The organism is Agriterribacter humi, assembly GCF_009192765.1.
GTDB classification, from domain to species: Bacteria; Bacteroidota; Bacteroidia; order Chitinophagales; family Chitinophagaceae; genus Agriterribacter; species Agriterribacter humi.
The window spans coordinates 24,875-44,887 of sequence record NZ_VOHQ01000005.1 but is presented as its reverse complement, the minus strand read 5'-3'; the positions used below and the strand labels follow the sequence as shown (position 1 = coordinate 44,887).

The following is a 20,013-nucleotide window of genomic DNA, read 5'->3' as shown; positions in this document are numbered from 1 at the left end:
TGCAAATCTAACAGGCCTGCTCATTCCTCTTCTCCCGCATTCTTCATCTGCGACAATACCGCATAGGCGTTTTTAATGATTACTGTTTTACCCGTAAGATCATTATCCTCACTTATAATTTCCACCATCCCATCTTCTTTCATTCCTGTTTGAACCGGCAAAAGATGAAAACTGTTATTTCCCCTGTATTCAACCACAAACTCGTTATTGCCATACCGTACTACGGCCGCTTCAGGCACGGCAGTTACCTGTGCATTGGTTACTTTGATCCTTGCATTTATAAACATACCCGGCAACAATTGTTTGGGCTGTTCTTCAAAATGACAATGCACTAAAGCGCTGCGGTTGTCATCTACATTTTTAGTTACCAGTATTACTTCACACTCATATTCAGTAGAAGGATCATCTACAAAAGTGACCATTACTTTTTGTTTGGGCTTTACTTTACCCAGGTCTTTCTCAAATACAGTAAGCGCGGCATGTATGTCTGCAGGGTTAATGAGTTCAAACAACACATCCGATGCGTTCACATATTTACCAATATTCACATTTACTTTGGAAACAAATCCGTTGATAGGTGAATACAGGGGCACGCTTCTTGAAATCGTATTTTCATTCAGCTTTTCGGGATTAATACCAACCAGTTTGAGCTTTTCACTATACCCTTTTACCAATACTTTTTGTGAAGAAAAATCCGCCTGTGCCTGCTGGTAAATCTTATCCGCGTTTACCTTGCTTTCATTCAGCATCTTTTGCCTTTCAAAATCTTTTTCCGTATACTGCAATTTTGCTTTCGCTACCAGGTAGTCCTGTTGCAATTGTATCAGGGACTGATCTTCCATAATAGCAATTGTCTCTCCTTTATTTACATGCATACCCGGCAGCAACTTTGTGTTTTTGAGGTAACCACCCAATGGAAAGCTGATCGAAACAATATTTTGCGGGGGCACGTCCACCAGTCCATGCACTTTAAGCTCGCTGTTGAGCGATTGTTTTTGGATCGTCCCGGTTTCAATACCCGCATTTTTAATTTGCGCTGCGGTAAGCGTTACTGCATTTTCAGATACAGGGGTTTGTTTTTCCTCCTGTTGTTTTTTTGAAGTGCAGGCTGTCATTAGTCCAAGCCATACAATGATATATAGATAACGCATAAATTTTATTTTCCGGTTAAGTATTCTAATTCAATAAGGGTTTGATTGTATTGGTGCACAGCATCCATATAATTCAACTGGATATTCACTGCATTGTTCATCAGTGCAGTCCATTCTAAATAACTTATTTCGCCGTTCTCAAAACTCAGTCTTGCTGTTTTTATGATCAGTTCGGCCTGCTGCAATCCGGTGTTTTCATAATATGCCAGGTTGTTCAGCTCTTTTTTGTATGCTGCCATAAGTTGCTGAAGATTGTGTTTTATGTATTGCTCCGTTGCTTTTGTATGCAGCTTCGCCACTTCTTCATGTACCCTGCCCGCTTTAATCCTTGCTTTTGTGGCGCTGTTAAACAATGGAATGCCAACGGTTACATTGGCAATATGAAAGCGGTTGCTGCTACTATAATACTTTTGGCTGATACCATCTTCACTGTGATAACCAATAATAGACTGGTTGCTGTAGCCAACAGAAAAGTCGGGCGATAACTTTGTTTTTTCAACACTGGTTTGTGCTGCTGCTGTTAGTTCCTGCAATTTATTATACTGTATTTGCGGGTGAGTAGCCACAGAAGTTGTATCAGCCATCAAAGCAATATCTTCCATTTTTAAAGTGGCATATGCCGGAAGAAAAAGTTCATCCGTATTGAGAAGCCATTGCAATTGCTGTTGCAATATCAGTATATCGGCGTCTAATTGCTGCTGTTGTAATTGTAACTGTTGCAACTGTGCATCGGCGGTGGTTTTTTCCAGCACATTGCTTTCTCCTGCTTTTAAACGCAGGTCTGCCGATTGCTGAAAGCGACTGTATACCGAATCTAACCGCTGCAATAATTTCTTTCTTTCCAATCCATCGGCCAATCTATAAAACACGCTTTTAATTCCCCGTTGCAGCTCCGCTTGTTTCCAGTTGGCCAACTGCTCCTGTGCGGTTTGCTCATTTTTATACAATTGCCGCTGGCGGCGGTATACTACCGGCAGGTTAAAACCCTGGCTTACAAAAAAGCGGGTGTCATTTTTTATGCCGTTGATGCCCCCGTATTCGCCACCCAACTGGGTTTTGCCCGGATCAAAAACACCTGTCTGCAATTGCTTCCAGTAATCCGTTTCTTTTTTTATGGATTGCAAATTAAGATTCTGTTCACTGCCCATTTTCAGCATTTCCTCCAGCGTTACCCTTTGTTGGCCTTGTACAGCGCTGCATAGCCCCAAAAACAATATTATCGTTGCAGGAGGCTTTATCTTCATTTTTTTCATTCCTCCTTTTTCAAACCAGCGGTATAAAACCGGCAGCACAACCAATGTAAGCATTGTGGCAGTCATTAATCCGCCAATTACAACGGTAGCCAACGGCCGCTGCACTTCAGCGCCGGCTCCATGGCTTAAAGCCATTGGCATAAAACCCAGTGAGGCCACGCTGGCCGTCATTAGTACGGGGCGAAGCCTTATTTGTGTTCCTTCCATAATAATTTGTTGAATGTCCTGTAGTCCTGTTTGCTTTAACCGGTTAAATTCTGCTATCAGTACGATGCCATTTAATACCGCTACGCCAAACAAAGCAATAAAACCTACTCCTGCTGAAATACTAAATGGCATATCCCTGATCCATAACGCTAATATCCCGCCAATGGCAGATAAAGGAATGGCGGAAAAAATAAGCAGGCCATACTTCAGGGATCCAAAAGCGAAATACAAGAGCACCAGTATCAGCAGTAAGGCCACGGGAACAGCAATAGATAAGCGCTGCGTGGCTTCCACCAGGTTTTCAAATTGTCCGCCATATTTTACATAGTAACCGGCCGGGAATTTTATTTGTTGGTTCACTTTTTCACTCAGTTCATTCACTACCGATTCCACATCCCTTCCTCTTACATTAAAACCAACAATAATTCTCCGTTGCGCATTTTCACGTTGTATCTGGTTAGGCCCTTCTTTTATTTCAACCGTAGCCACCTGGTACAGCGGTACCTGCAGTCCGCCAGGGGTAGGGATCAGCAATTGCTGAACATCGGAAACATCATTACGCTCGTCATCCTGCAATCGCACCACAAGATCGTAGCGCCGTTCACCTTCATAAACTATTCCCGCTGCTTCGCCGGCAAAAGCTGTACGTATTACCTGGTTTACATCCGCCACATTCAATTGGTAATGTGCCATTGCCTCCCGGTTATATTTTATTACAATCTGGGGCAAACCCGTTACGGTTTCTATATAAATATCCTTGGCTCCTTCTACGGTAGACACCATATTTCCCATTTGATTGGCATAGGCCGAAAGGCTGTCTAAATCCTCACCAAAAATTTTACATACAATGTCCTGGCGGGCGCCCGATATCAGTTCATTAAAACGCATCTGCACGGGATATTGAAAACCGTTGGTCATGCCCGGTATTTCTTCTAATGCCTTGCTCATTTTATTGGCCAACTCATCAAAAGATGAAGCAGAAGTCCATTCCTTTTTTGGTTTTAAGGTGATTATAATATCCGTCATTTCCAGCGGCATGGGGTCGGTAGGTATTTCACTTGAACCAATACGGGTTACAATCTTTTCTACTTCCGGAAAACGGCCTTGTAAAATAGCCGCCGCCTTCTGGGTTTGTTTAATGGTTTCGGTTAATGAACTGCCAGCAAGCAGGCGGGCGTCTACGGCAAAATCACCTTCTTCCAGCTTGGGAATAAATTCACCACCCAGGCGGCTCATGATAAAAGCTGCTATTAAAAATAATACTATGGCAAATCCTACCACCGCTTTCGGAAAAGCCAGCGCTTTTTTCAGTAAAGGCTGATACCATCCCTGCAATGTTTTCATCATCTTATCGGCCCATGTATCTTTATGCTTCAATTTTTTGCTTAAAAAGAGCGAAGACATCATGGGTACATAGGTAAGCGAAAGTAAAAAGGCGCCGATCAACGCAAAAGAAACGGTTTGCGCCATGGGCCGGAACATTTTTCCTTCAATACCGGTAAGGGTAAGAATGGGCAAATACACGATGAGGATAATGATCTGTCCGAACACGGCCGAGTTCATCATCTTGCCTGCTGAAGATTCCACTTCCTCATTCAACCGGTTTTGCGTAATGCGGTTCATACCAGCAAAGGATTTGCTATGCGAAAGCCGGTGTAATACCGCTTCCACAATAATGACCGCCCCATCTACGATCAACCCAAAATCCAGTGCACCAAGGCTCATAAGGTTGCCCGATACGCCAAAGAGATTCATTAAAATAACGGCAAAGAGCATAGACAGCGGAATAACCGATGCCACAATCAAACCTGCCCTGAAATTGCCCAAAAATAATACGAGTACAAAAATTACGATCAGGGCGCCTTCAAGCAGGTTGGTTTTTACGGTACCAATGGCATTATCCACCATTTTAGTACGGTCGTAAAAAGATTCCAGTACAATATCTTCCGGCAATGTTGTCCGGATTTGTTTTATTCTTGTTTTTACATCTTTTATTACCTGCGATGCATTGGCGCCCTTCAGCATCAGCACCACTGCTCCGGCTACTTCTCCTTCGTCTTTATAGGTCATGGCGCCGTAACGTATAGCATGTCCAATACGCACTTCCGCTACATCCTTCATATACACTGGAATGCCCGATGTGGTATGCTTTACAAATATTTTTTCCAGTTCCCCGATAGTGGTTGCCAATCCTTCGGTACGAATAAACAATGCAGCCGGGCCTTTTTCAATATAGGCGCCGCCGGAATTCTGGTTGTTTTTTTCCAATGCGTTAAATACATCTGCAATAGTAATATCCATGCTCTTCAGGTGATCCGGCCGCACGGCAATTTCGTATTGCTTCAAATAGCCGCCAAAGCTGCTTACATCGGCCACACCGGGTGTTCCCAGCAATTGCTTTCTTACTATCCAGTCCTGAATGGAGCGCAGTTCAGCCAGGTCGTATTTCCCCTCATAGCCTTTTTTGGGCCGCAGCACATATTGATAAATTTCTCCAATACCTGTGGTTGCCGGCGCCAGTTCGGGGTTTCCTGCGCTGGATGGTATTTGTTCACGCACCAGGTTCAGCCTTTCGCCTACCTGCTGGCGGGCCCAGTACAGATCTGTCTCATCGCTGAACACCACAGTAACCACCGATAAACCAAACCTGGAAATGGAACGCATTTCTTTTATGCCGGGAATATTGGCATTGGCCTGTTCCAGCGGGAAAGTGATCAGCCTTTCTACTTCGGGAGCGGCCAATGAAGGCGATACGGTAATGATCTGCACCTGGTTGCTGGTAATATCGGGCAGAGCGTCAATCGGTAAATTTCTAAGGTCTATGGTACCCCACACAATGAGCGCCAGGGTAAATAAACCTACGATCAGCTTGTTCCTTACGGAAAAGCGAATAATAGCATTTAACATGTAAAATGGTTTGGCCTGTAAATAAATAGTCAGTCTATATCACTCAGGACTTGCGTGGGGGTTGAAAAATATCAAAGGAAGAGAACTGGGGCTTATTCGTTTCATTACAGCAATAGAATACAGACGGTATTTCAGCGGGAGGATCAATTTCCACTGTAACAGGCTCATATATGCAAACTGCGGTATTGAGCATGTGGCAATCCACGCTTCGGAAAGGCAATTGCTGATCCTGCTTAAAATCGTCGGTAACAATAACAGGACCGAGGTAATGTATTTTGATAAATGCGCTGAAGTTCATATTGGGATCGGCTGCACGGTGCTGCAGGAAATGCTGCATTAAGTATGGAATACGCAGCAACTGATGACATTCTGTAAATGCCAGGATATGTAAAGAGAGCAACAATATGCCGGTAAGCCGTTTCACGGCGGCAAGTTACGAAAGCGTTTTATATTTCAGGCATTTGCGGGTATGAGTTTCGTCGTGCTTTTATATGATATTGGGCAAGATGGAATTTCTTGAGTTTTGAAATTTTTTGTTTGTGTTTTGCCCGGGATAATAGCCTTGCCTCCCTTTCTTTAACAATTAATTCATGGTATATTTACCCGGCACTAATTAAGGATGTTTTACAGTACGGCTTTTACATCATTAATATGCGAGTTAAAATCTATAGCCATGAACTCTTTTGAATTAAAAAAGCTTCAGGCGCCTTTAAAAGAAAGCTATCAGCGGGATCCTGAAATGGCATGCGTTACTTTAAAGGCTGAAGGAAAGATTGGGGAGGGGATATCCTGTAAAGTGGATACTGGCAGGGCATTGGTGGAAGCGGGATTGCATCCTGCTACTGGTGGAAACGGGTTGCTGGCCTGTTCGGGCGATATGCTCCTCGAGGCGCTTGTTGCCTGTGCCGGCGTTACTTTAAGTGCTGTTGCCACCGCAATAGGAGTTGAAATACCAGGTGGAAGTATCAGGGCGGAAGGAGACCTTGATTTTCGCGGCACCCTGGGCGTTTCAAAAGAAGCGCCCGTGGGCTTCATAGCCATCCGCCTGTATTTTGCTTTCACTTCAAATGCAACAGATGAACAAATCAGCAGCCTGGCTAAGTTAACAGAAAGATATTGTGTTGTTTATCAAACCCTCACTAAAGGTGTTCCGGTACAAACATATTACGATAAATAATCAGAGTGAATTGTCCGATTCAATTTTTTTATAACGGTAAATACCAATTATTATGGATACAGATGAATTATCTTCAGAAGCTTATGAGGGAATAATAGTGGAGGCGGAAAAATTTAATCACGACCTCACATTGCCATTTGGTTTACTGGCTTCCTCCTGTGAAAACGAGAAGGAATACCTCATTGAAGCAAAAAAGTTAATAACAGAAATAAAAGCGCTTAAGACACACGAGCTATCCGATGTGTTTTTTGAATCTGTTCCGGATAAGAAAGATCTACACCAGGTACTGGACAGCATATTGGCTAATATTTTAGCAGTAGAAAAAATTCCGGAAGGAGAAAGACATTATGATTTTTAAAGGCAAAATAATTGAACCTGCAAAATATGTATGCTTGTTTAATTACACCGTAAACGAGTAAATGCGTTGGGCAAAATCTAAAAATTTATACAGAAATGAGTGAGCGCAGGAATCCTAAAGCGAAAACACTGCACAAAACTTTGCGCACCTGTAAAAACGGGCATAAATATTATAAGAGCAGCGATTGTCCCACCTGCCCGGTTTGTGAAGCGCAACGCAAACCCAATGACGGATTTTTATCTATTCTCTCTGCGCCCGCCAGGCGTGCGCTGGAAGCTAAAGGAATTACTACTCCTAAGCAACTTTCAGCATTTTCGGAAAAGGAATTATTGGCCCTGCACGGGTTGGGTATTTCAGCCATTCCCAAACTTAAGACCGCTCTGGCAGCAAAACGACTAACTTTAAAAAATGATTTAGTATGACAGCACAAACGCTTGAAATTAAAGCAGCGATTGAAATTCAAAAGCCGGCTACGGTAATTTTTGAAGCCATTACGGATCCTGCCCAAATGAGCCACTATTTCATTTCTCAAAGTACAGGCATCATGGAGGAAGGCAAACAATTGGTTTGGAATTTTCCGGAATTTGACATTGATGTTCCGGTACGTGTTGGTAAAATAGTGCAAAACCAATACCTGTCTTTCTACTGGATGAGCGACAACCAACAGGAGCTACTGGTAGAAATATCGCTCACATCGCGGGAGAACAACTCAACAGTTGTAACCGTAACAGAAAAAGGCATGAACAACGATGAAACAGGAATAAACTGGCTGAAGGGTAATACCGAAGGTTGGGCTAACTTTCTTGCCTGCTTAAAAGCATATCTTGAATATGGAATTAATTTGCGAAAAGGAGCATTTGATTTTCGCAAGCCACAATAATGTATAAATAAAGACGACAATTGAAGGGTGGTTTGCGACAAAAACCCTGCTGTTTATTTTTTCCTGGCAGCAATGACAATATATATTTATGAACTGCGATTTATTTTTGAGGAGAACCGTTACAGTCAGTTACTGCATCGCAGTATATGAATTCTGGTTATATTTAAGGTTCAATTCTAAACTTACAAACAGATGCAAAGAAAAACTTTTATAAAGAACACATTGATTGGAGCAGCAGCATTTACCATCGTTCCCCGGCATGTGTTGGGCGGAAAAGGGTTTTTAGCGCCAAATGACCGGATTAACCTGGGCTTTATTGGGAATGGAAAACAGGCAGGGGGGTTGCTGAAAGCTATATCCGCCGTTCCCGAAACTATGGTACTGGCTGCCTGTGACCCAGATAAAAAGAAACTGGAACATTTTGTAAGCCTTGCAAAAACAGCTAATGCAAAAAAGACAAATGCTGATGTAACCGCGTATGGCCATTACCGGGAGTTGCTGGAACGTAAAGATATTGATGCTGTAGTAGTAGCCACGCCGGACCATTGGCATGCCCAAATAACCATTGACGCAGCAAAAGCCGGTAAAGATATTTATTGCGAAAAGCCACTGGCTTTAACGATTGCCGAAGGCAGGGCAATGGTAGACGCTGTGCGGAAATACAAACGGGTGTTGCAAACCGGAAGCATGCAACGCTCACAATACAATTTCAGACAGGCAGGTGAGCTGGTGCTGAATGGTTATATAGGACAGGTGAAAGAAATTAATGTTTCGGTAGGAGAGCCGGTAAAGCAATGCGATTTACCCTCCCTGCCAGTTCCGGAATACCTCGACTGGAATATGTGGATTGGTCCGTCTTTGTACAGGGGTTATAATCCAACATTATCACCACCAATCGAAGACAATTCATGGGCGTGGTGGCGCGGATACAGAGGCTTTGGAGGCGGGTATATTACCGATTGGGGAGCGCATATGTTCGACATTGTACAATGGGCTTTGGATATGGACGATTCCGGCCCGGTAGCCTTTAACCCGCCTTCCACACCGGCGGCACAAAGCGGCTTATCTTTTACTTATGCTAGTGGAATTGTGGTTAATCATAAACAATGGGGCGACGGGAATGCCATACAGTTTATAGGCACAGAAGGTACAATAGAGGTATCAAGATCTTTTTTGAGGTCGAACCCGGAAAATATTGTTAAGCTGCAGCTAAAGCCATCAGACAAAAAATTATACCACAGTAATAATCATCACCAGGATTGGATCACTGCCATTAAAAAAAGAACGAAGCCTGTAGCAGATGTGGAGATCGGGCACCGTACAGCAACAGTGTGTAATGCGGTAAATATTGCCTATGAATTACAAAGACCACTGAAGTGGAATCCCAAAAAGGAAAAATTTGATGATGATTTCGCCAACCTTATGATCTCAAGACCATACCGTGCACCATGGAACTTTAATGATTTTTAAACATTACCTGAGTTTCAGTTGTACTTTCATAGCTCAATTAATTCAAAAACAAATTCTCAATTTGAAAGAAATAATCAAAAACATATCAGGCTTGCCAGAAACCAGGTCCGAACAGCTTTTAAGTATAGCTCAATCTAAAAAATTATTAAAAAACGAATATTTCATTACCGAAGGACAAATTCCCCGGAAATTCTGTTTTGCGCTCAGTGGCCTTTTTCGGTATGTATATATTGATAAGGAAGGGAATGAATACACAAAAGCGATCATACCTGAAAATAATTTTATCTCTTCCTATTCGGCTATGATAAAAGATACACCTTCTTATTTTTTTATCCAGGCCCTTGAAGATGCCGAAATACTGGAAATTAATTACCGGGATTGGCTCAGCCTGAAAAAAAGCGATCCGTTTTGGGATGGCTACCTGGTTACACAGTTGGAAAAAGCATATTGCATAAAAGAAAAACGGGAAAGAGATTTACTGCTACTTGATGCCGAAACCCGGTACATGGATTTTTTAGAAGCTTTTCCTTTGCTGGAAAACCGGGTAAGATTGCATATGGTGGCGTCTTATCTTGGCATTAAACCTGAATCACTCAGCAGGATCAGAAAAAAAATCATGACTTAACATAGGTCAGGATTTTGCACGAAAGGCTGGAATATTTTTGTTCGCACAGGAACAAAAATATTCCAAAATGAAACTTACCAACAGCAGGATCCTTATTACAGGCGGCAGTTCCGGAATCGGACTGGAACTGGGTAAACAACTCTCAGCTAAAGGAAACAAAGTAATTATTTGCGGAAGGCCGGAAGAGAAACCAATTGCTGCGAAAGATTTCTGCAAACTAAGCGGATATTTCCGGTCTGACATTTCCGATCCGGAACAATGCCAGGGTTTGGCCTATTGGGTAAAACAGGAACATCCGGACACCAATGTAATTTTCAACAATGCAGCTATTGTGCATAGAACCGGTTTTTGGCGAAATAAAGATATTGTTGAAATGGGGGAGTCCCAAATGCAAACAAACTTTATAGCGCCTGTGCGGCTGATTCATTTGCTTCATCCTGTTATATCATTAAACTATAACGCCCTGGCATAAAGGCAATCCTCCTAAAATAGCCATAACTCCACAAAAAGCAGTAGCGGAAATGATATCTGGATTAGAAAAATGGAAACAGGAAATCAAAATTGGGAAAGTAAAAATCCTCCGGTTCTTATCAGCAATAGCGCCGGGCGTTGCATTAAAAATAATAAACAATCAGAGCAAAACATAATGCAATACATTAACACCATTACGGATATGCCTATGTGAACCTATGATCCTCCTATGGTAATTAAAAAAACACATAGACACAGTAGGCACATAGACACACAATAGTATAAACCTATGTGATCCTGTGCGTCTATAATCCTATGTGGTAATAAAAAAAACGTATAGACGCAGTAGGTGCGTAGACACATAATAGGTAAAGGAAAACTTATCTGAATCAAGGGTAAGTTTTTATCCAACTATTTTTTATATTGTATATCAATTAACAATCAATGACAAAGTCTGCACAACAATCCGGCGAAGATCAGGTAAAGGCGTTTATTCAAAAACTGGATCACCCACTGAAAGATACAGTTGAAAAATTGAGGCAAATTATTTTGCAGACCGACAAAACAATAGGGGAACAGGTAAAATGGAACTCCCCGGCTTTCTGGTATACGGGCAAAATGAAACCATTTGATCCGAAGGAGTATAAAAGAGATATTGTTGTTTTCAATCTCCATAAAAAAGAATATATCTTACTTGTTTTCCCAACCGGGGCAACTATTAACGATACCACCGGTCTATTGGAAGGTAATTACACGGACGGCCGGAGAGTAATGAAAATAACGGGTAAAAAAGATGCGGAAGTGAAGGCTGAGGGATTGAAAAGGTTAATTAAAGCATGGCTGAACTTTGTAGATAGGTAATGCATATTGAATATGCGCTGGTTTTGAAAATGAGTTTCCTAAAGCTAAAAAGTTTTTTCAAACGCTCAATAAAGCGAATACTTATATCATTGCCTGGCGTTTGCAAACGGCTAAAAAGCCAGAAACCGGGGAAAAGCGAATGAAGATCATACTGGAAATGTTGAGCAAAGAAGAAAAATTTCATTAAATAAGACCGGGATATTTTTATTATAAATTTCGAAACAACTTTCGTATCTTATTGCAACTAAAATCTACAGTCATGAGAAATTATGTCATTCTCGTGCTTACCGCTTTTATCGGTTCCTCCATACTTTACTTATACAAGGCGCCCGGTGCCGCTGATGTATATCAAAGCCCGGAAACTGTAGAATCCTATAAAAAGCAATATGCATTGGGTTGTAGTCCCAACCTTTCTGCTATTAATTTTAACGACAGCGCCAATATCATTCCGTTGCTGGAAGGCTGGGGAAAGCATCGCATGCCGGTAACTGTAACCAACGACAGTGCAGGTATCTATTTTCAGCAGGGCATCAATATGTATTATGGTTTTCACATTATTGAAGCCCTGGCTTCTTTTGAAAAAGCTGTACAATTCGATGAGAATTTTGCCATGGGGTATTGGGGGAAAGCTTTAGCCTATGGCCCTAATATCAACGACTTTGGCTATGCCGCTTCACCCGGAGCGCTGGCTGCTGTGCAAAGGGCAACCGAACTATGTGGCAACTGCACACCTGTTGAAAAAGCATTGATTGCCGCTATGCAAACCCGGTATTCTACCGACACAACGCAAACAAGAGCATACTTAAACCAGTTGTATGCCGGTGCAATGAAGAAGGTGCATGAAACCTTTCCGCAGAATGGCGATGCGGCCGCGTTATACGCCGATGCGTTAATGGTGCAGCATCCGTGGGATCTGTATGACCGGTTGTATAAACCCAAGCCCTGGACGCCTGAGATCGTGCGTGTGCTGGAACAACTGGTAAAACAATTTCCTGATCACCCGGGAGCGAGTCATTATTATATTCATGCCATTGAGGGTTCGGAACATCCCGAAAAAGGATTGGCTGTTGCTAACCGGCTCGGCGCTATGATGCCCGGCCTCGCCCACCTGGTACACATGCCTTCACATATTTACATTCGTTCCGGTTATTACAACAAGGGAGTGGAGGTCAATGAAAACGCCGTTAAAGGCTATTATCAGTATCTCTCTCAATATCCGCCCGTAGTTAATAATGCTTTTATTTATATCGTACACAACCTTCATATGCAGGCAAGCTGTGCTAATATGGCTGGTGATTATACAACAGCACTGAAAATATCGGAAAGGGCAAAAAATAGTTTCGACAGTTCATGGCTTGATGCCGGTGGATATTTTGGTATGTATGCGCAGTATGTGTATATGACACCTTTTTTTACCCAAATCCGTTTTGGTAAATGGGATGAGATTTTGAAAACTGCTGCTACTCATCACTCCCGGGCATATGCTAATATTATATGGCATTATGGGCGGGGGTTGGCCTTCGCCCGCAGGCAGCAGTTTGAAGCGGCCAAAATGGAACTACAGTATATGCGCGATAGCATGCCGTCTGCCTTATTGCATGAAAGTCCTGCTGCTTTTAATCCTGGTATTGCGGCGGTGCAGGTGGCTGAAAAAATTTTGGAAGGCGTTATCGCAGAAGAAAGCAATCAGTATGCTCAGGCGGCCCAACTACTGGAAGAGGCGGTGAATAAAGAAACAGCTATGTTATATAATGAGCCAAGAGATTGGCCGCATCCCGCACGGCAATACCTGGGACATGCTTTACTGAAAGCTAAACAATATGCAGCGGCCGAAAAAGTATACAGGGAAGATCTTATTGTAAATCCCAATAATGCCTGGTCGCTTACCGGGCTGGCAGATGCATTACAGCAACAGAAAAAAGAAAAAGAAGCTAAAAAAGTGCGGCAACAGGCTGTAGCGGCGTTTACGAAAAGCGGTGTACAAATTACAGGATCTGTATTTTAAAGTATTAAGTAGAAAGCTTAACGTTAACGGCATTGGCGCCTTTAGGGCCCATTTCAACTTCAAAAGTTACCTTACTATGTTCTTTTACCGGTTCCAGCAATGAATTCACATGTACAAAAACACTTTCCTGTGTTTCTTTGTCTTTAATAAATCCGTAGCCCTTCGATTCATTGAAGAAGGTTACAATTCCCTTCCGGATTAAATCTGCCGGATCAATATCTGCCTGTTTGCGAACGCCAATTTCAATGTCTTCTACGTTAATCTTTACTTTTTTCCGTGGATCAGGAGGAGTGGATGAGAAATGGCCGTTTTCATCTACATAGGCAAGCATATCATCCAAACTCTTTCCTGGTTTGGAATTTTCTTTCCGCTCCTGTTTCCGTTCGGCTTTTTCTTTTTTGTTTTGTTGTTTTTTCTTTTCTCTTTCTTTTTTACTCCAGGTTTCTGCCATAAATATAATTTTACTTAATGTTTAACTGATTGTTTTTTCAGGTGAAGAGATTGCAGGAAAAGTGATGAAGCTTTTCGCGTATCCCTCCAAAAGTACGAAATTTCCGGCTAATTAAAGGCACTTGTTTGTAAATCACGACCGGCCTTGATTTTATAAGTTCAGCTTTAAATGTATTAACTTAACAGAAGATTTCCTGTTGCATACAATTTTTCATCCACCCACTCAATTTTTTTTATGAAAAAGATATTTTTGTTTGTCACCGCTGTAATGGCGCTTTCATTTGTTGCTCCCGAAAAAGGTATTTCAAAAAAAGAAAGAAAAGATGCCGCCAAATTTCTGAAAGAAACCGAAATGGGAGTATATGCTTCTGTTAAAAACCTCAGCGAAGCGCAATTAAAATTTAAGCCCGCGGAAGATAAATGGAGCGTAGAAGAATGCCTGAAGCATATTGCAGCTTCTGAAACTATGTTGTGGCAAGCAGCCAACGGCGCAATAGAACAGGCTGCCAACCCCGAAAAAAGAGCGGAAATTAAAATGACAGACGAAGATGTAAAAACCAAAGTTCCTGACCGTACACATAAAGTAAAAACTGCGCCTCCGCTTGAGCCTCAGAATACTGCCTTTGCAACTGCGGAGGAAGCGTTAGCTTCCTTTAAAGAAAACAGGACAAAGCTTATTGCATACGTTACTAATACCGAAGCAGACCTGCGCAATCACGTTGCTGCGTTTCCATTTGGCAGCCTTGATGCCTACCAGGTAATTTTGTTTATTGGCGCCCATAGCAGGAGGCATACCATGCAAATTGAAGAGGTAAAAATGGATCCAAATTTCCCAAAGGAATAATGTTTTCCAACTAATACTAATTCTTTAAAATTTTAAATTCAACTCTTCTGTTCAACTGCCTGCCATCATCCGTATCGTTTGTTGCTACGGGTTTTGTTTCACCATATCCCTGCGAAATGATCTTGCTTTCGGCTATGCCTTTAAAAAGAATATAGTCCCTTACAGATTTGGCCCTGTTATCACTTAATGTAAAATTATATTCATCAGAGCCTTTGCTATCGGTATGGGCGCTCATTTCTATCTCAATAGCCGGGTTTTCCACCAGCAATTTTACCACTCGGTCTAATTCTACAAAAGATTCAGGCCGCAGATCCCATTTATCAAAATCAAAGAACACGTTATTCAATCGTACTACCTGCCCAATTTCAATAGGAAACAGGTACAGATCTTTATGTATCTCTTTATACCCCGCTTTTGTTAATGAATCTAAGTTCAGGTTCTCCGATTGCGCAAAAAACTTATCTGCGGTTGCCCTTATCAGGTAATTTTTATCATAGGGTAACACAATTTTAAATGCACCGTCTGAAGGATTGGACACTGCATTTCCTGCTTCTACGCCATCGGGTAATGTTTCATATAAGAGTGAAGCGCTCAATGGTTGTTTGGTTTTCGCATTGTATACATTACCGCTTACCAATACTACAGGATCAGGTTTTTCCTTCTCCAGCAATTTAACCCGCACAATATCGCTTTGGCCGTAGGTATCCAGATTAGTAGATAAATATGCATATTCGCCGCCGGCGTCCAGTGTAAAAAAGGCATCCCAATCTTCCGTATTGATGGGACTGCCCAGGTTTACCGGATCGCTCCATTTTTGCCATGTTTTATCCAGTTTTTTGGTCATCCATATATCGTTATCGCCCAGCCCTCCGGGCCGGTTACTGCTAAAATACAGCGTTACACCATCCGCTGCTAAGTAAGGCGTCATTTCATCATACTCCGGTAAATTTATTGTCTTACCTAATGTTTTAGGTTCTGTCCATGAGCCGTCGGCAGTTAAAAAACATACATACAAATCATTGTCGGGGCTTCCTCTTTCGGGAGTCATATACAATAAAAGCGTTTGCCCGTCATGTGCCATGGTAGCGCCGGATTGGCGTCCCTTATCATATTTTTCATAGTTTTTAATGTAGAGCATATCAGGGGCACTCCAGGTGCTATCGGGCTGCAGATGACTCATGCTTACACCTTTACCCAGAAAGGCGCCTTCCGTAAATGCACCACGCAATAAAATCCTGTTGTTGTCGGGAGATATCCAATAAACAGCATTATAGTGGGTACTGTTCATAGGATAACGCATGTGCCTGGCTTCACTCCATATACCCAGGCTATCTCTTTTTGAATACCATATATCCTGCGAATTGGGCACAGACCGGTATTTTGTATTGGCAGGATGGTTTTGACAGATGAAGAATAAAAGATTTCCATCTGCCGATATAGTAGGTCTTAACTCCGGCAGGTCGGAATTGATATTGATGCCCAGGTTTTCAATTTTAACGATAGTGGAAGCCATAATGATATTCCCCTGCTGAGGAACCAATGCAACCGAAGAATCAAAAGAGGTTTGCGCTGAAACTACTTGTATACAAGCACAAAGTATAAAAGGAATAATGGTCTTTTTCACGGCACCGGATTTATTAATAAGAACGTAAATTTTAAACAAATAATATATTGCTTTTTAGGGCCGCTAATGGTTTTCATATTGATGTGCTGATGATTAATGCCGGTTCTGCAGTATTCTTTTTAAAATAGGAACAAAATTTGGGACATTTTATCTGTCATTTGCAATTTGGAACGTATCCGGGAATAGTATTTCTTAAATCACTGGTTATGAAAAAGGATATTTATGGTTTAATTATTTGCTTTTTCATCTGTATTTTCTTTTCCGCTTCACTACCTGCTCAGGTCACTGCAATAGGTGTTAACGGAGGCATAAGCGTTCCGCAATTACGGAGTAGCGGGAACAATGAAATAAGTGAAGGATATGAATCGAGGCTTGCCGCTGTTTTTGGAGGGTTTGCGGATGTGGGTATAACGCAGAAATTTTCCATAAAAGCTGCTGTAAATTATACCGGGCAGGGAGGAAAAAGAAAAGGTATGCAGCCTGTTACCGCTATTCCCCCGGATTTATCGCAATTGTTGCCGCCCGGAACAATGTTGTATGCCGACTTTCAAAATGAAGCTATTTTAAACTATCTTGAAATTCCGGTTACTGCTAAATTCACCTGGGGTGATAAACTAAAGTATTATATCAATGCCGGGCCTTATGCAGGTATTTTGCTGAGTGCTACTCAAAAAACCGAAGGCACCAGTCAGCTTTATTTGGACAGGGCGGGCACGCAGCCGTTAGGCATCCAGGGGCAACCAATGCCTGCCCAGTCTTTTAAAGCAGATACCGACATAAAGCAAGACATCAACCCGATTAATTTCGGACTCACCGGAGGAATTGGTTTAACCTACCCCGCCGGAGGAGCCGGTGAAATTATTTTGGATGCACGGGGAGGGTATGGTTTAACATCCATTCAAAAAGATACAAAGGCAAACGGTAAAAGTCATACGGGAGGTTTGTTTTTAACGCTTGGATACGCATACACATTTCAGCGCTGATAGATTGATTGTATTGCTGCGTGTTATTGCTGGGAGATGACAACTTCACATTTCAATTTAAAAGGGATACCAAAATAATTTGAACGGAGAAACATTTATCAGGATATATTTCCTGAATCGTCCGTTCAATAACAATTGCTTAACCAATTGTTTTAATGCCTGTTACTTCAGCGTTTCAGGCCTACTGAAGCGATTGTTCAGCGGGCATTCGCGAATGAAGTGCAGTATAGCCCCTGTTATTCTGTAACTTTCACCTGCTTTTTTTCTGCTGCTCATTGTATTGCGCTATAGAATTTCTTCACTTTTTAAATGATGTATATGGAATACGAAAATTTGCAAACCCCTTTCTCGAAAGCATTTCTAACAGGCGTTTTTGTGGGTATTGTCAGCACCTTTATTTGTTTAACATACAACCTTATTTACCGGGCCGAAACAGGATTTGTGCCTACGGATATTATCAATGTAGCTTCTATTATTTTTGGAGTAAATATCCTTTTCATTGTGATTGGACTGATTTATTTTGCGCTCACAAAAGCATCAGGAAAAGGAGAATTGGTTTTTATCATTCTATTTTCTCTCCTTACTGTTTTTTTGGCATGGCAGGCGGAAGGTGTGAACCGTTCTTTAAATCATGAGATGACTGTAGAATTCAGGGGATTGTTATTGGGTGTTATTATCATTACGGGTATCGGTGCTACTTTTCTTATTCCTTTTTTATTTCATAGTAAAGGGTTTGAAAAAAACGTTTTATAGGTTAATGTAATTAAACACGCTCACATACTAAAGCAAGGTATTTACTTGTACGTTTTTTATAAAAGTGCTGGTATAGTATATATCAGCACTTTTTATGTGTCATATTAACGAACCTGTCCTCTTATAATACCGGCAGGATTAAAATTGGAATGTGCATTTACATATGCTGGCTCATTTAAAAGAAAATTATATTGTTCATCGGTAAGTTCTGTTACTATGTTTTGCCCGAAATCAGCAGCGGTATGGCATAAGAAAATCCTAACGGGGCCATTTACACCGGTGGCGCCGGAATGTACATGGGCAAATCGTAGAGCATCGCCGCTTTCCAAACGCTGAACAATTACTTTGGAATACAATTTTTTACTGGCGCTTACCCGTAAATGTGCAACGCCTTTTGTTGTGGTGGAAACAGCAGGCACTTCATTATTCCCGCTGAGTTGGATCACCATGTTGAGTACATAAGGCCCGCCGCCATTGGCTTCCTTGTCGGACATATGCATAGCATTTGCAGCAACATCATCGTGCATTACATTTCTTTTTGTGCAGGAAAAAAGCGTTATGCTTACAAGCATAAGCATGTAACAAAACATGTTCTTTTTCATGATGTAATCTTTTAATTGTTAATAAATAGAACTCAGAAACCATTCATAGAAAAGGAATAATGCAGGGATGGGTTAAATTACAATAAAATCCTGCCGGATGCAAGTTTCCGGCGGTTAGTTTTGAGTATACGATGAATTGCCTCTAATGGTTGCGCGGGTCAATACTATTCCTGTGGTTGCTGTAAAGATTGTGCAGGCTGATACGACTAATACGGGTTACCGATAAATGCGTTTTTTTAGACTGACTGCCGGCACAATAAGCCAATAAAATATGCTTTTTATAAAAATGAATGGCGGTATAACAGTACCAGCCATCGGGGTCGCCCTCGATTGTTTTAATATTTTGCCAGGTTTTTCCTTCATCCTTCGAAATCGCTATAGTCAGCGGTGTACGTTTATTTTTGATCGAAGGATCACTACCATCATTATTGTTCCATACCAAAAGCAAATTCCCGCTTGCGGGAATCCTTTCAATGGAAGCGGGTGATAACGGAGATTTAATATTAGCCGGTTCAATATGTCCCCAGGTTTCGCCCCTGTCTTTTGAGCGGGATAATTGCTGCAAACCACCACTGGCCCTGATGAACATCATTAGAGAGCCATCTTTAAGCTCAACCACCCCGGGTTCCTGGGTAATGATCGCGGTGCTGTTGGGTACCTGTTTACTATGTTTCCAGTTCATACCATTGTCATCCGAATAATAACTATACAATGTGGCTTTGTTTTGCCATTTGCCGCCAGGTACCGCATGTAAAGCCACTGCCATCAGCAACCTTCCGCTTTGCAGTTGGATTACGCGGTTATTGTTTAAAACAAAATACCCTTTTTTATCTGTGATACACGCAACGGGATAACTCCATGTTCGGGCTTCATCCGTTGAAATGCGCACCAGGGGAATGCAATCCTGCTCCGAGTTTTTACGCAGGTAGAACAAGGCGATGTTGCCGTTTTGCAGCCGCAGCAGGGAAACCGACATCACATTCATGTCTCCTTCATTGGCAATAATGAGTTTGTCTTCCTGCGTCCAGGTTTTTCCTCCATCATCAGAGAATCTTCCTGCCAGGTGAGCCGGGGCATGGTCGCTGGCAGATATACCGGTATAGTGGCTGTAAATAAACAGAATACGCCCATCCTTTAAAGTGATGAAATCTCCTTCGCTATTGCGGGGATTATTTTCACGGGGGTTGAGTTGAAGCGCTACCTGTTTTTTTATATTGTCAATAACAGATTTTTGGGCAGCCTGTTTGCAGCTCACTATGACTATAACGGTAAATAGAAGATAAAATATATTTGGCAATTTATCCATGGGAAAATTATATCCGGCTTACATCAAAACTAAGATAAAATGGCAGATATGAATGAGCAATACGCGGGGTGTGGTTCAGTATTCAA

At 41.9% G+C, this 20,013-nt stretch carries 20 protein-coding genes; 13 read left to right on the top strand and 7 right to left on the bottom strand.

The window, feature by feature from the left end; translation table 11 throughout:
- Positions 1–20 precede the first annotated feature (20 nt).
- The 3 genes from FRX45_RS10495 to FRX45_RS10485 are packed head-to-tail and all read right to left on the bottom strand — an operon-like array spanning position 21 to position 5,942.
- Positions 21–1,151, bottom strand: coding sequence for an efflux RND transporter periplasmic adaptor subunit (locus FRX45_RS10495; protein ID WP_152268379.1), 1,131 nt, complete (start codon positions 1,149–1,151; stop codon positions 21–23).
- A 5-nt stretch (positions 1,152–1,156) separates the two neighbouring features.
- Positions 1,157–5,518: a CusA/CzcA family heavy metal efflux RND transporter gene (locus tag FRX45_RS10490; protein ID WP_152268378.1), complete on the bottom strand. Its 4,362-nt coding sequence runs from the start codon at positions 5,516–5,518 to the stop codon at positions 1,157–1,159.
- A 43-nt stretch (positions 5,519–5,561) separates the two neighbouring features.
- On the bottom strand, positions 5,562–5,942 hold the full coding sequence (locus tag FRX45_RS10485) for a hypothetical protein (protein WP_152268377.1): 381 nt from the start codon (positions 5,940–5,942) through the stop codon (positions 5,562–5,564).
- Between the two features lie 249 nt (positions 5,943–6,191).
- Between FRX45_RS10485 and FRX45_RS10480 the strand changes: the two genes are divergently transcribed.
- The 10 genes from FRX45_RS10480 (at position 6,192) to FRX45_RS10435 (ending at position 13,365) form a co-directional block, all read left to right on the top strand.
- Positions 6,192–6,695, top strand: coding sequence for an OsmC family protein (locus FRX45_RS10480; RefSeq protein WP_152268376.1), 504 nt, complete (start codon positions 6,192–6,194; stop codon positions 6,693–6,695).
- Between the two features lie 52 nt (positions 6,696–6,747).
- Positions 6,748–7,053 carry a hypothetical protein gene (locus tag FRX45_RS10475; RefSeq protein ID WP_152268375.1) on the top strand — a complete coding sequence of 102 codons (306 nt, stop codon included), beginning with the start codon at positions 6,748–6,750 and terminating at the stop codon, positions 7,051–7,053.
- A gap of 95 nt (positions 7,054–7,148) precedes the next feature.
- Positions 7,149–7,475, top strand: a complete 327-nt coding sequence (locus FRX45_RS10470) for an RNA polymerase alpha subunit C-terminal domain-containing protein (protein WP_152268374.1) — start codon at positions 7,149–7,151, stop codon at positions 7,473–7,475.
- Positions 7,472–7,933, top strand: a complete 462-nt coding sequence (locus FRX45_RS10465; protein WP_152268373.1) for an SRPBCC domain-containing protein — start codon at positions 7,472–7,474, stop codon at positions 7,931–7,933. Before FRX45_RS10470 ends, FRX45_RS10465 begins: the two co-directional genes overlap by 4 nt.
- Positions 7,934–8,125: 192 nt before the next feature.
- Positions 8,126–9,403: a Gfo/Idh/MocA family protein gene (locus tag FRX45_RS10460; protein ID WP_152268372.1), complete on the top strand. Its 1,278-nt coding sequence runs from the start codon at positions 8,126–8,128 to the stop codon at positions 9,401–9,403.
- A 91-nt stretch (positions 9,404–9,494) separates the two neighbouring features.
- Positions 9,495–10,028: a Crp/Fnr family transcriptional regulator gene (locus tag FRX45_RS10455; protein WP_226805233.1), complete on the top strand. Its 534-nt coding sequence runs from the start codon at positions 9,495–9,497 to the stop codon at positions 10,026–10,028.
- A 67-nt stretch (positions 10,029–10,095) separates the two neighbouring features.
- Positions 10,096–10,500: an SDR family NAD(P)-dependent oxidoreductase gene (locus FRX45_RS10450; protein WP_152268370.1), complete on the top strand. Its 405-nt coding sequence runs from the start codon at positions 10,096–10,098 to the stop codon at positions 10,498–10,500.
- 443 nt (positions 10,501–10,943) lie between these two features.
- A complete protein-coding gene (locus FRX45_RS10445; protein ID WP_152268369.1) occupies positions 10,944–11,360 on the top strand; it encodes a DUF1801 domain-containing protein in 417 nt (138 codons plus the stop codon).
- Positions 11,361–11,370: 10 nt separating this feature from the next.
- Positions 11,371–11,547 carry a YdeI/OmpD-associated family protein gene (locus tag FRX45_RS10440; RefSeq protein ID WP_152268589.1) on the top strand — a complete coding sequence of 59 codons (177 nt, stop codon included), beginning with the start codon at positions 11,371–11,373 and terminating at the stop codon, positions 11,545–11,547.
- A 72-nt stretch (positions 11,548–11,619) separates the two neighbouring features.
- Positions 11,620–13,365 (top strand): tetratricopeptide repeat protein, encoded by a 1,746-nt coding sequence (locus FRX45_RS10435; protein ID WP_152268368.1) that lies wholly within the window; start codon positions 11,620–11,622, stop codon positions 13,363–13,365.
- Positions 13,366–13,369: 4 nt separating this feature from the next.
- Here FRX45_RS10435 and FRX45_RS10430 read toward each other — a convergent pair whose 3' ends face one another.
- Positions 13,370–13,816, bottom strand: coding sequence for a cold-shock protein (locus tag FRX45_RS10430; RefSeq protein ID WP_152268367.1), 447 nt, complete (start codon positions 13,814–13,816; stop codon positions 13,370–13,372).
- A gap of 234 nt (positions 13,817–14,050) precedes the next feature.
- Here FRX45_RS10430 and FRX45_RS10425 point away from each other — a divergent pair, with 234 nt between their 5' ends.
- A complete protein-coding gene (locus FRX45_RS10425; protein ID WP_152268366.1) occupies positions 14,051–14,659 on the top strand; it encodes a DinB family protein in 609 nt (202 codons plus the stop codon).
- A gap of 16 nt (positions 14,660–14,675) precedes the next feature.
- Here FRX45_RS10425 and FRX45_RS10420 read toward each other — a convergent pair whose 3' ends face one another.
- Complete coding sequence (locus FRX45_RS10420) at positions 14,676–16,283, bottom strand: OmpA family protein (protein WP_152268365.1); 1,608 nt, start codon at positions 16,281–16,283, stop codon at positions 14,676–14,678.
- A 206-nt stretch (positions 16,284–16,489) separates the two neighbouring features.
- Between FRX45_RS10420 and FRX45_RS10415 the strand changes: the two genes are divergently transcribed.
- Together FRX45_RS10415 and FRX45_RS10410 are read left to right on the top strand one after the other, a co-directional pair.
- Positions 16,490–17,266, top strand: a complete 777-nt coding sequence (locus tag FRX45_RS10415; protein ID WP_152268364.1) for a porin family protein — start codon at positions 16,490–16,492, stop codon at positions 17,264–17,266.
- 318 nt (positions 17,267–17,584) lie between these two features.
- Positions 17,585–18,019 carry a hypothetical protein gene (locus tag FRX45_RS10410; protein WP_152268363.1) on the top strand — a complete coding sequence of 145 codons (435 nt, stop codon included), beginning with the start codon at positions 17,585–17,587 and terminating at the stop codon, positions 18,017–18,019.
- A 104-nt stretch (positions 18,020–18,123) separates the two neighbouring features.
- On the opposite strand, the gene FRX45_RS10405 is transcribed toward FRX45_RS10410, so the two are convergent.
- Positions 18,124–18,621, bottom strand: coding sequence for a CHRD domain-containing protein (locus FRX45_RS10405; protein ID WP_152268362.1), 498 nt, complete (start codon positions 18,619–18,621; stop codon positions 18,124–18,126).
- A gap of 142 nt (positions 18,622–18,763) precedes the next feature.
- Positions 18,764–19,927, bottom strand: coding sequence for a sialidase family protein (locus tag FRX45_RS10400; RefSeq protein ID WP_152268361.1), 1,164 nt, complete (start codon positions 19,925–19,927; stop codon positions 18,764–18,766).
- Positions 19,928–20,013: the final 86 nt, after the last annotated feature.

Bases quoted from the DNA above. Each gene is read 5' to 3' on its own strand.
- FRX45_RS10410 (WP_152268363.1), top strand. From the start codon at position 17,585: ATGGAATACGAAAATTTGCAAACCCCTTTCTCGAAAGCATTTCTAACA.
- FRX45_RS10480 (WP_152268376.1), top strand. From the start codon at position 6,192: ATGAACTCTTTTGAATTAAAAAAGCTTCAGGCGCCTTTAAAAGAAAGC.
- FRX45_RS10490 (WP_152268378.1), bottom strand. From the start codon at position 5,518: ATGTTAAATGCTATTATTCGCTTTTCCGTAAGGAACAAGCTGATCGTA.
- FRX45_RS10465 (WP_152268373.1), top strand. From the start codon at position 7,472: ATGACAGCACAAACGCTTGAAATTAAAGCAGCGATTGAAATTCAAAAG.
- FRX45_RS10445 (WP_152268369.1), top strand. From the start codon at position 10,944: ATGACAAAGTCTGCACAACAATCCGGCGAAGATCAGGTAAAGGCGTTT.
- FRX45_RS10475 (WP_152268375.1), top strand. From the start codon at position 6,748: ATGGATACAGATGAATTATCTTCAGAAGCTTATGAGGGAATAATAGTG.
- FRX45_RS10435 (WP_152268368.1), top strand. From the start codon at position 11,620: ATGAGAAATTATGTCATTCTCGTGCTTACCGCTTTTATCGGTTCCTCC.
- FRX45_RS10470 (WP_152268374.1), top strand. From the start codon at position 7,149: ATGAGTGAGCGCAGGAATCCTAAAGCGAAAACACTGCACAAAACTTTG.
- FRX45_RS10400 (WP_152268361.1), bottom strand. From the start codon at position 19,927: ATGGATAAATTGCCAAATATATTTTATCTTCTATTTACCGTTATAGTC.
- FRX45_RS10415 (WP_152268364.1), top strand. From the start codon at position 16,490: ATGAAAAAGGATATTTATGGTTTAATTATTTGCTTTTTCATCTGTATT.
- FRX45_RS10460 (WP_152268372.1), top strand. From the start codon at position 8,126: ATGCAAAGAAAAACTTTTATAAAGAACACATTGATTGGAGCAGCAGCA.
- FRX45_RS10430 (WP_152268367.1), bottom strand. From the start codon at position 13,816: ATGGCAGAAACCTGGAGTAAAAAAGAAAGAGAAAAGAAAAAACAACAA.
- FRX45_RS10405 (WP_152268362.1), bottom strand. From the start codon at position 18,621: ATGAAAAAGAACATGTTTTGTTACATGCTTATGCTTGTAAGCATAACG.
- FRX45_RS10450 (WP_152268370.1), top strand. From the start codon at position 10,096: ATGAAACTTACCAACAGCAGGATCCTTATTACAGGCGGCAGTTCCGGA.
- FRX45_RS10425 (WP_152268366.1), top strand. From the start codon at position 14,051: ATGAAAAAGATATTTTTGTTTGTCACCGCTGTAATGGCGCTTTCATTT.
- FRX45_RS10495 (WP_152268379.1), bottom strand. From the start codon at position 1,151: ATGCGTTATCTATATATCATTGTATGGCTTGGACTAATGACAGCCTGC.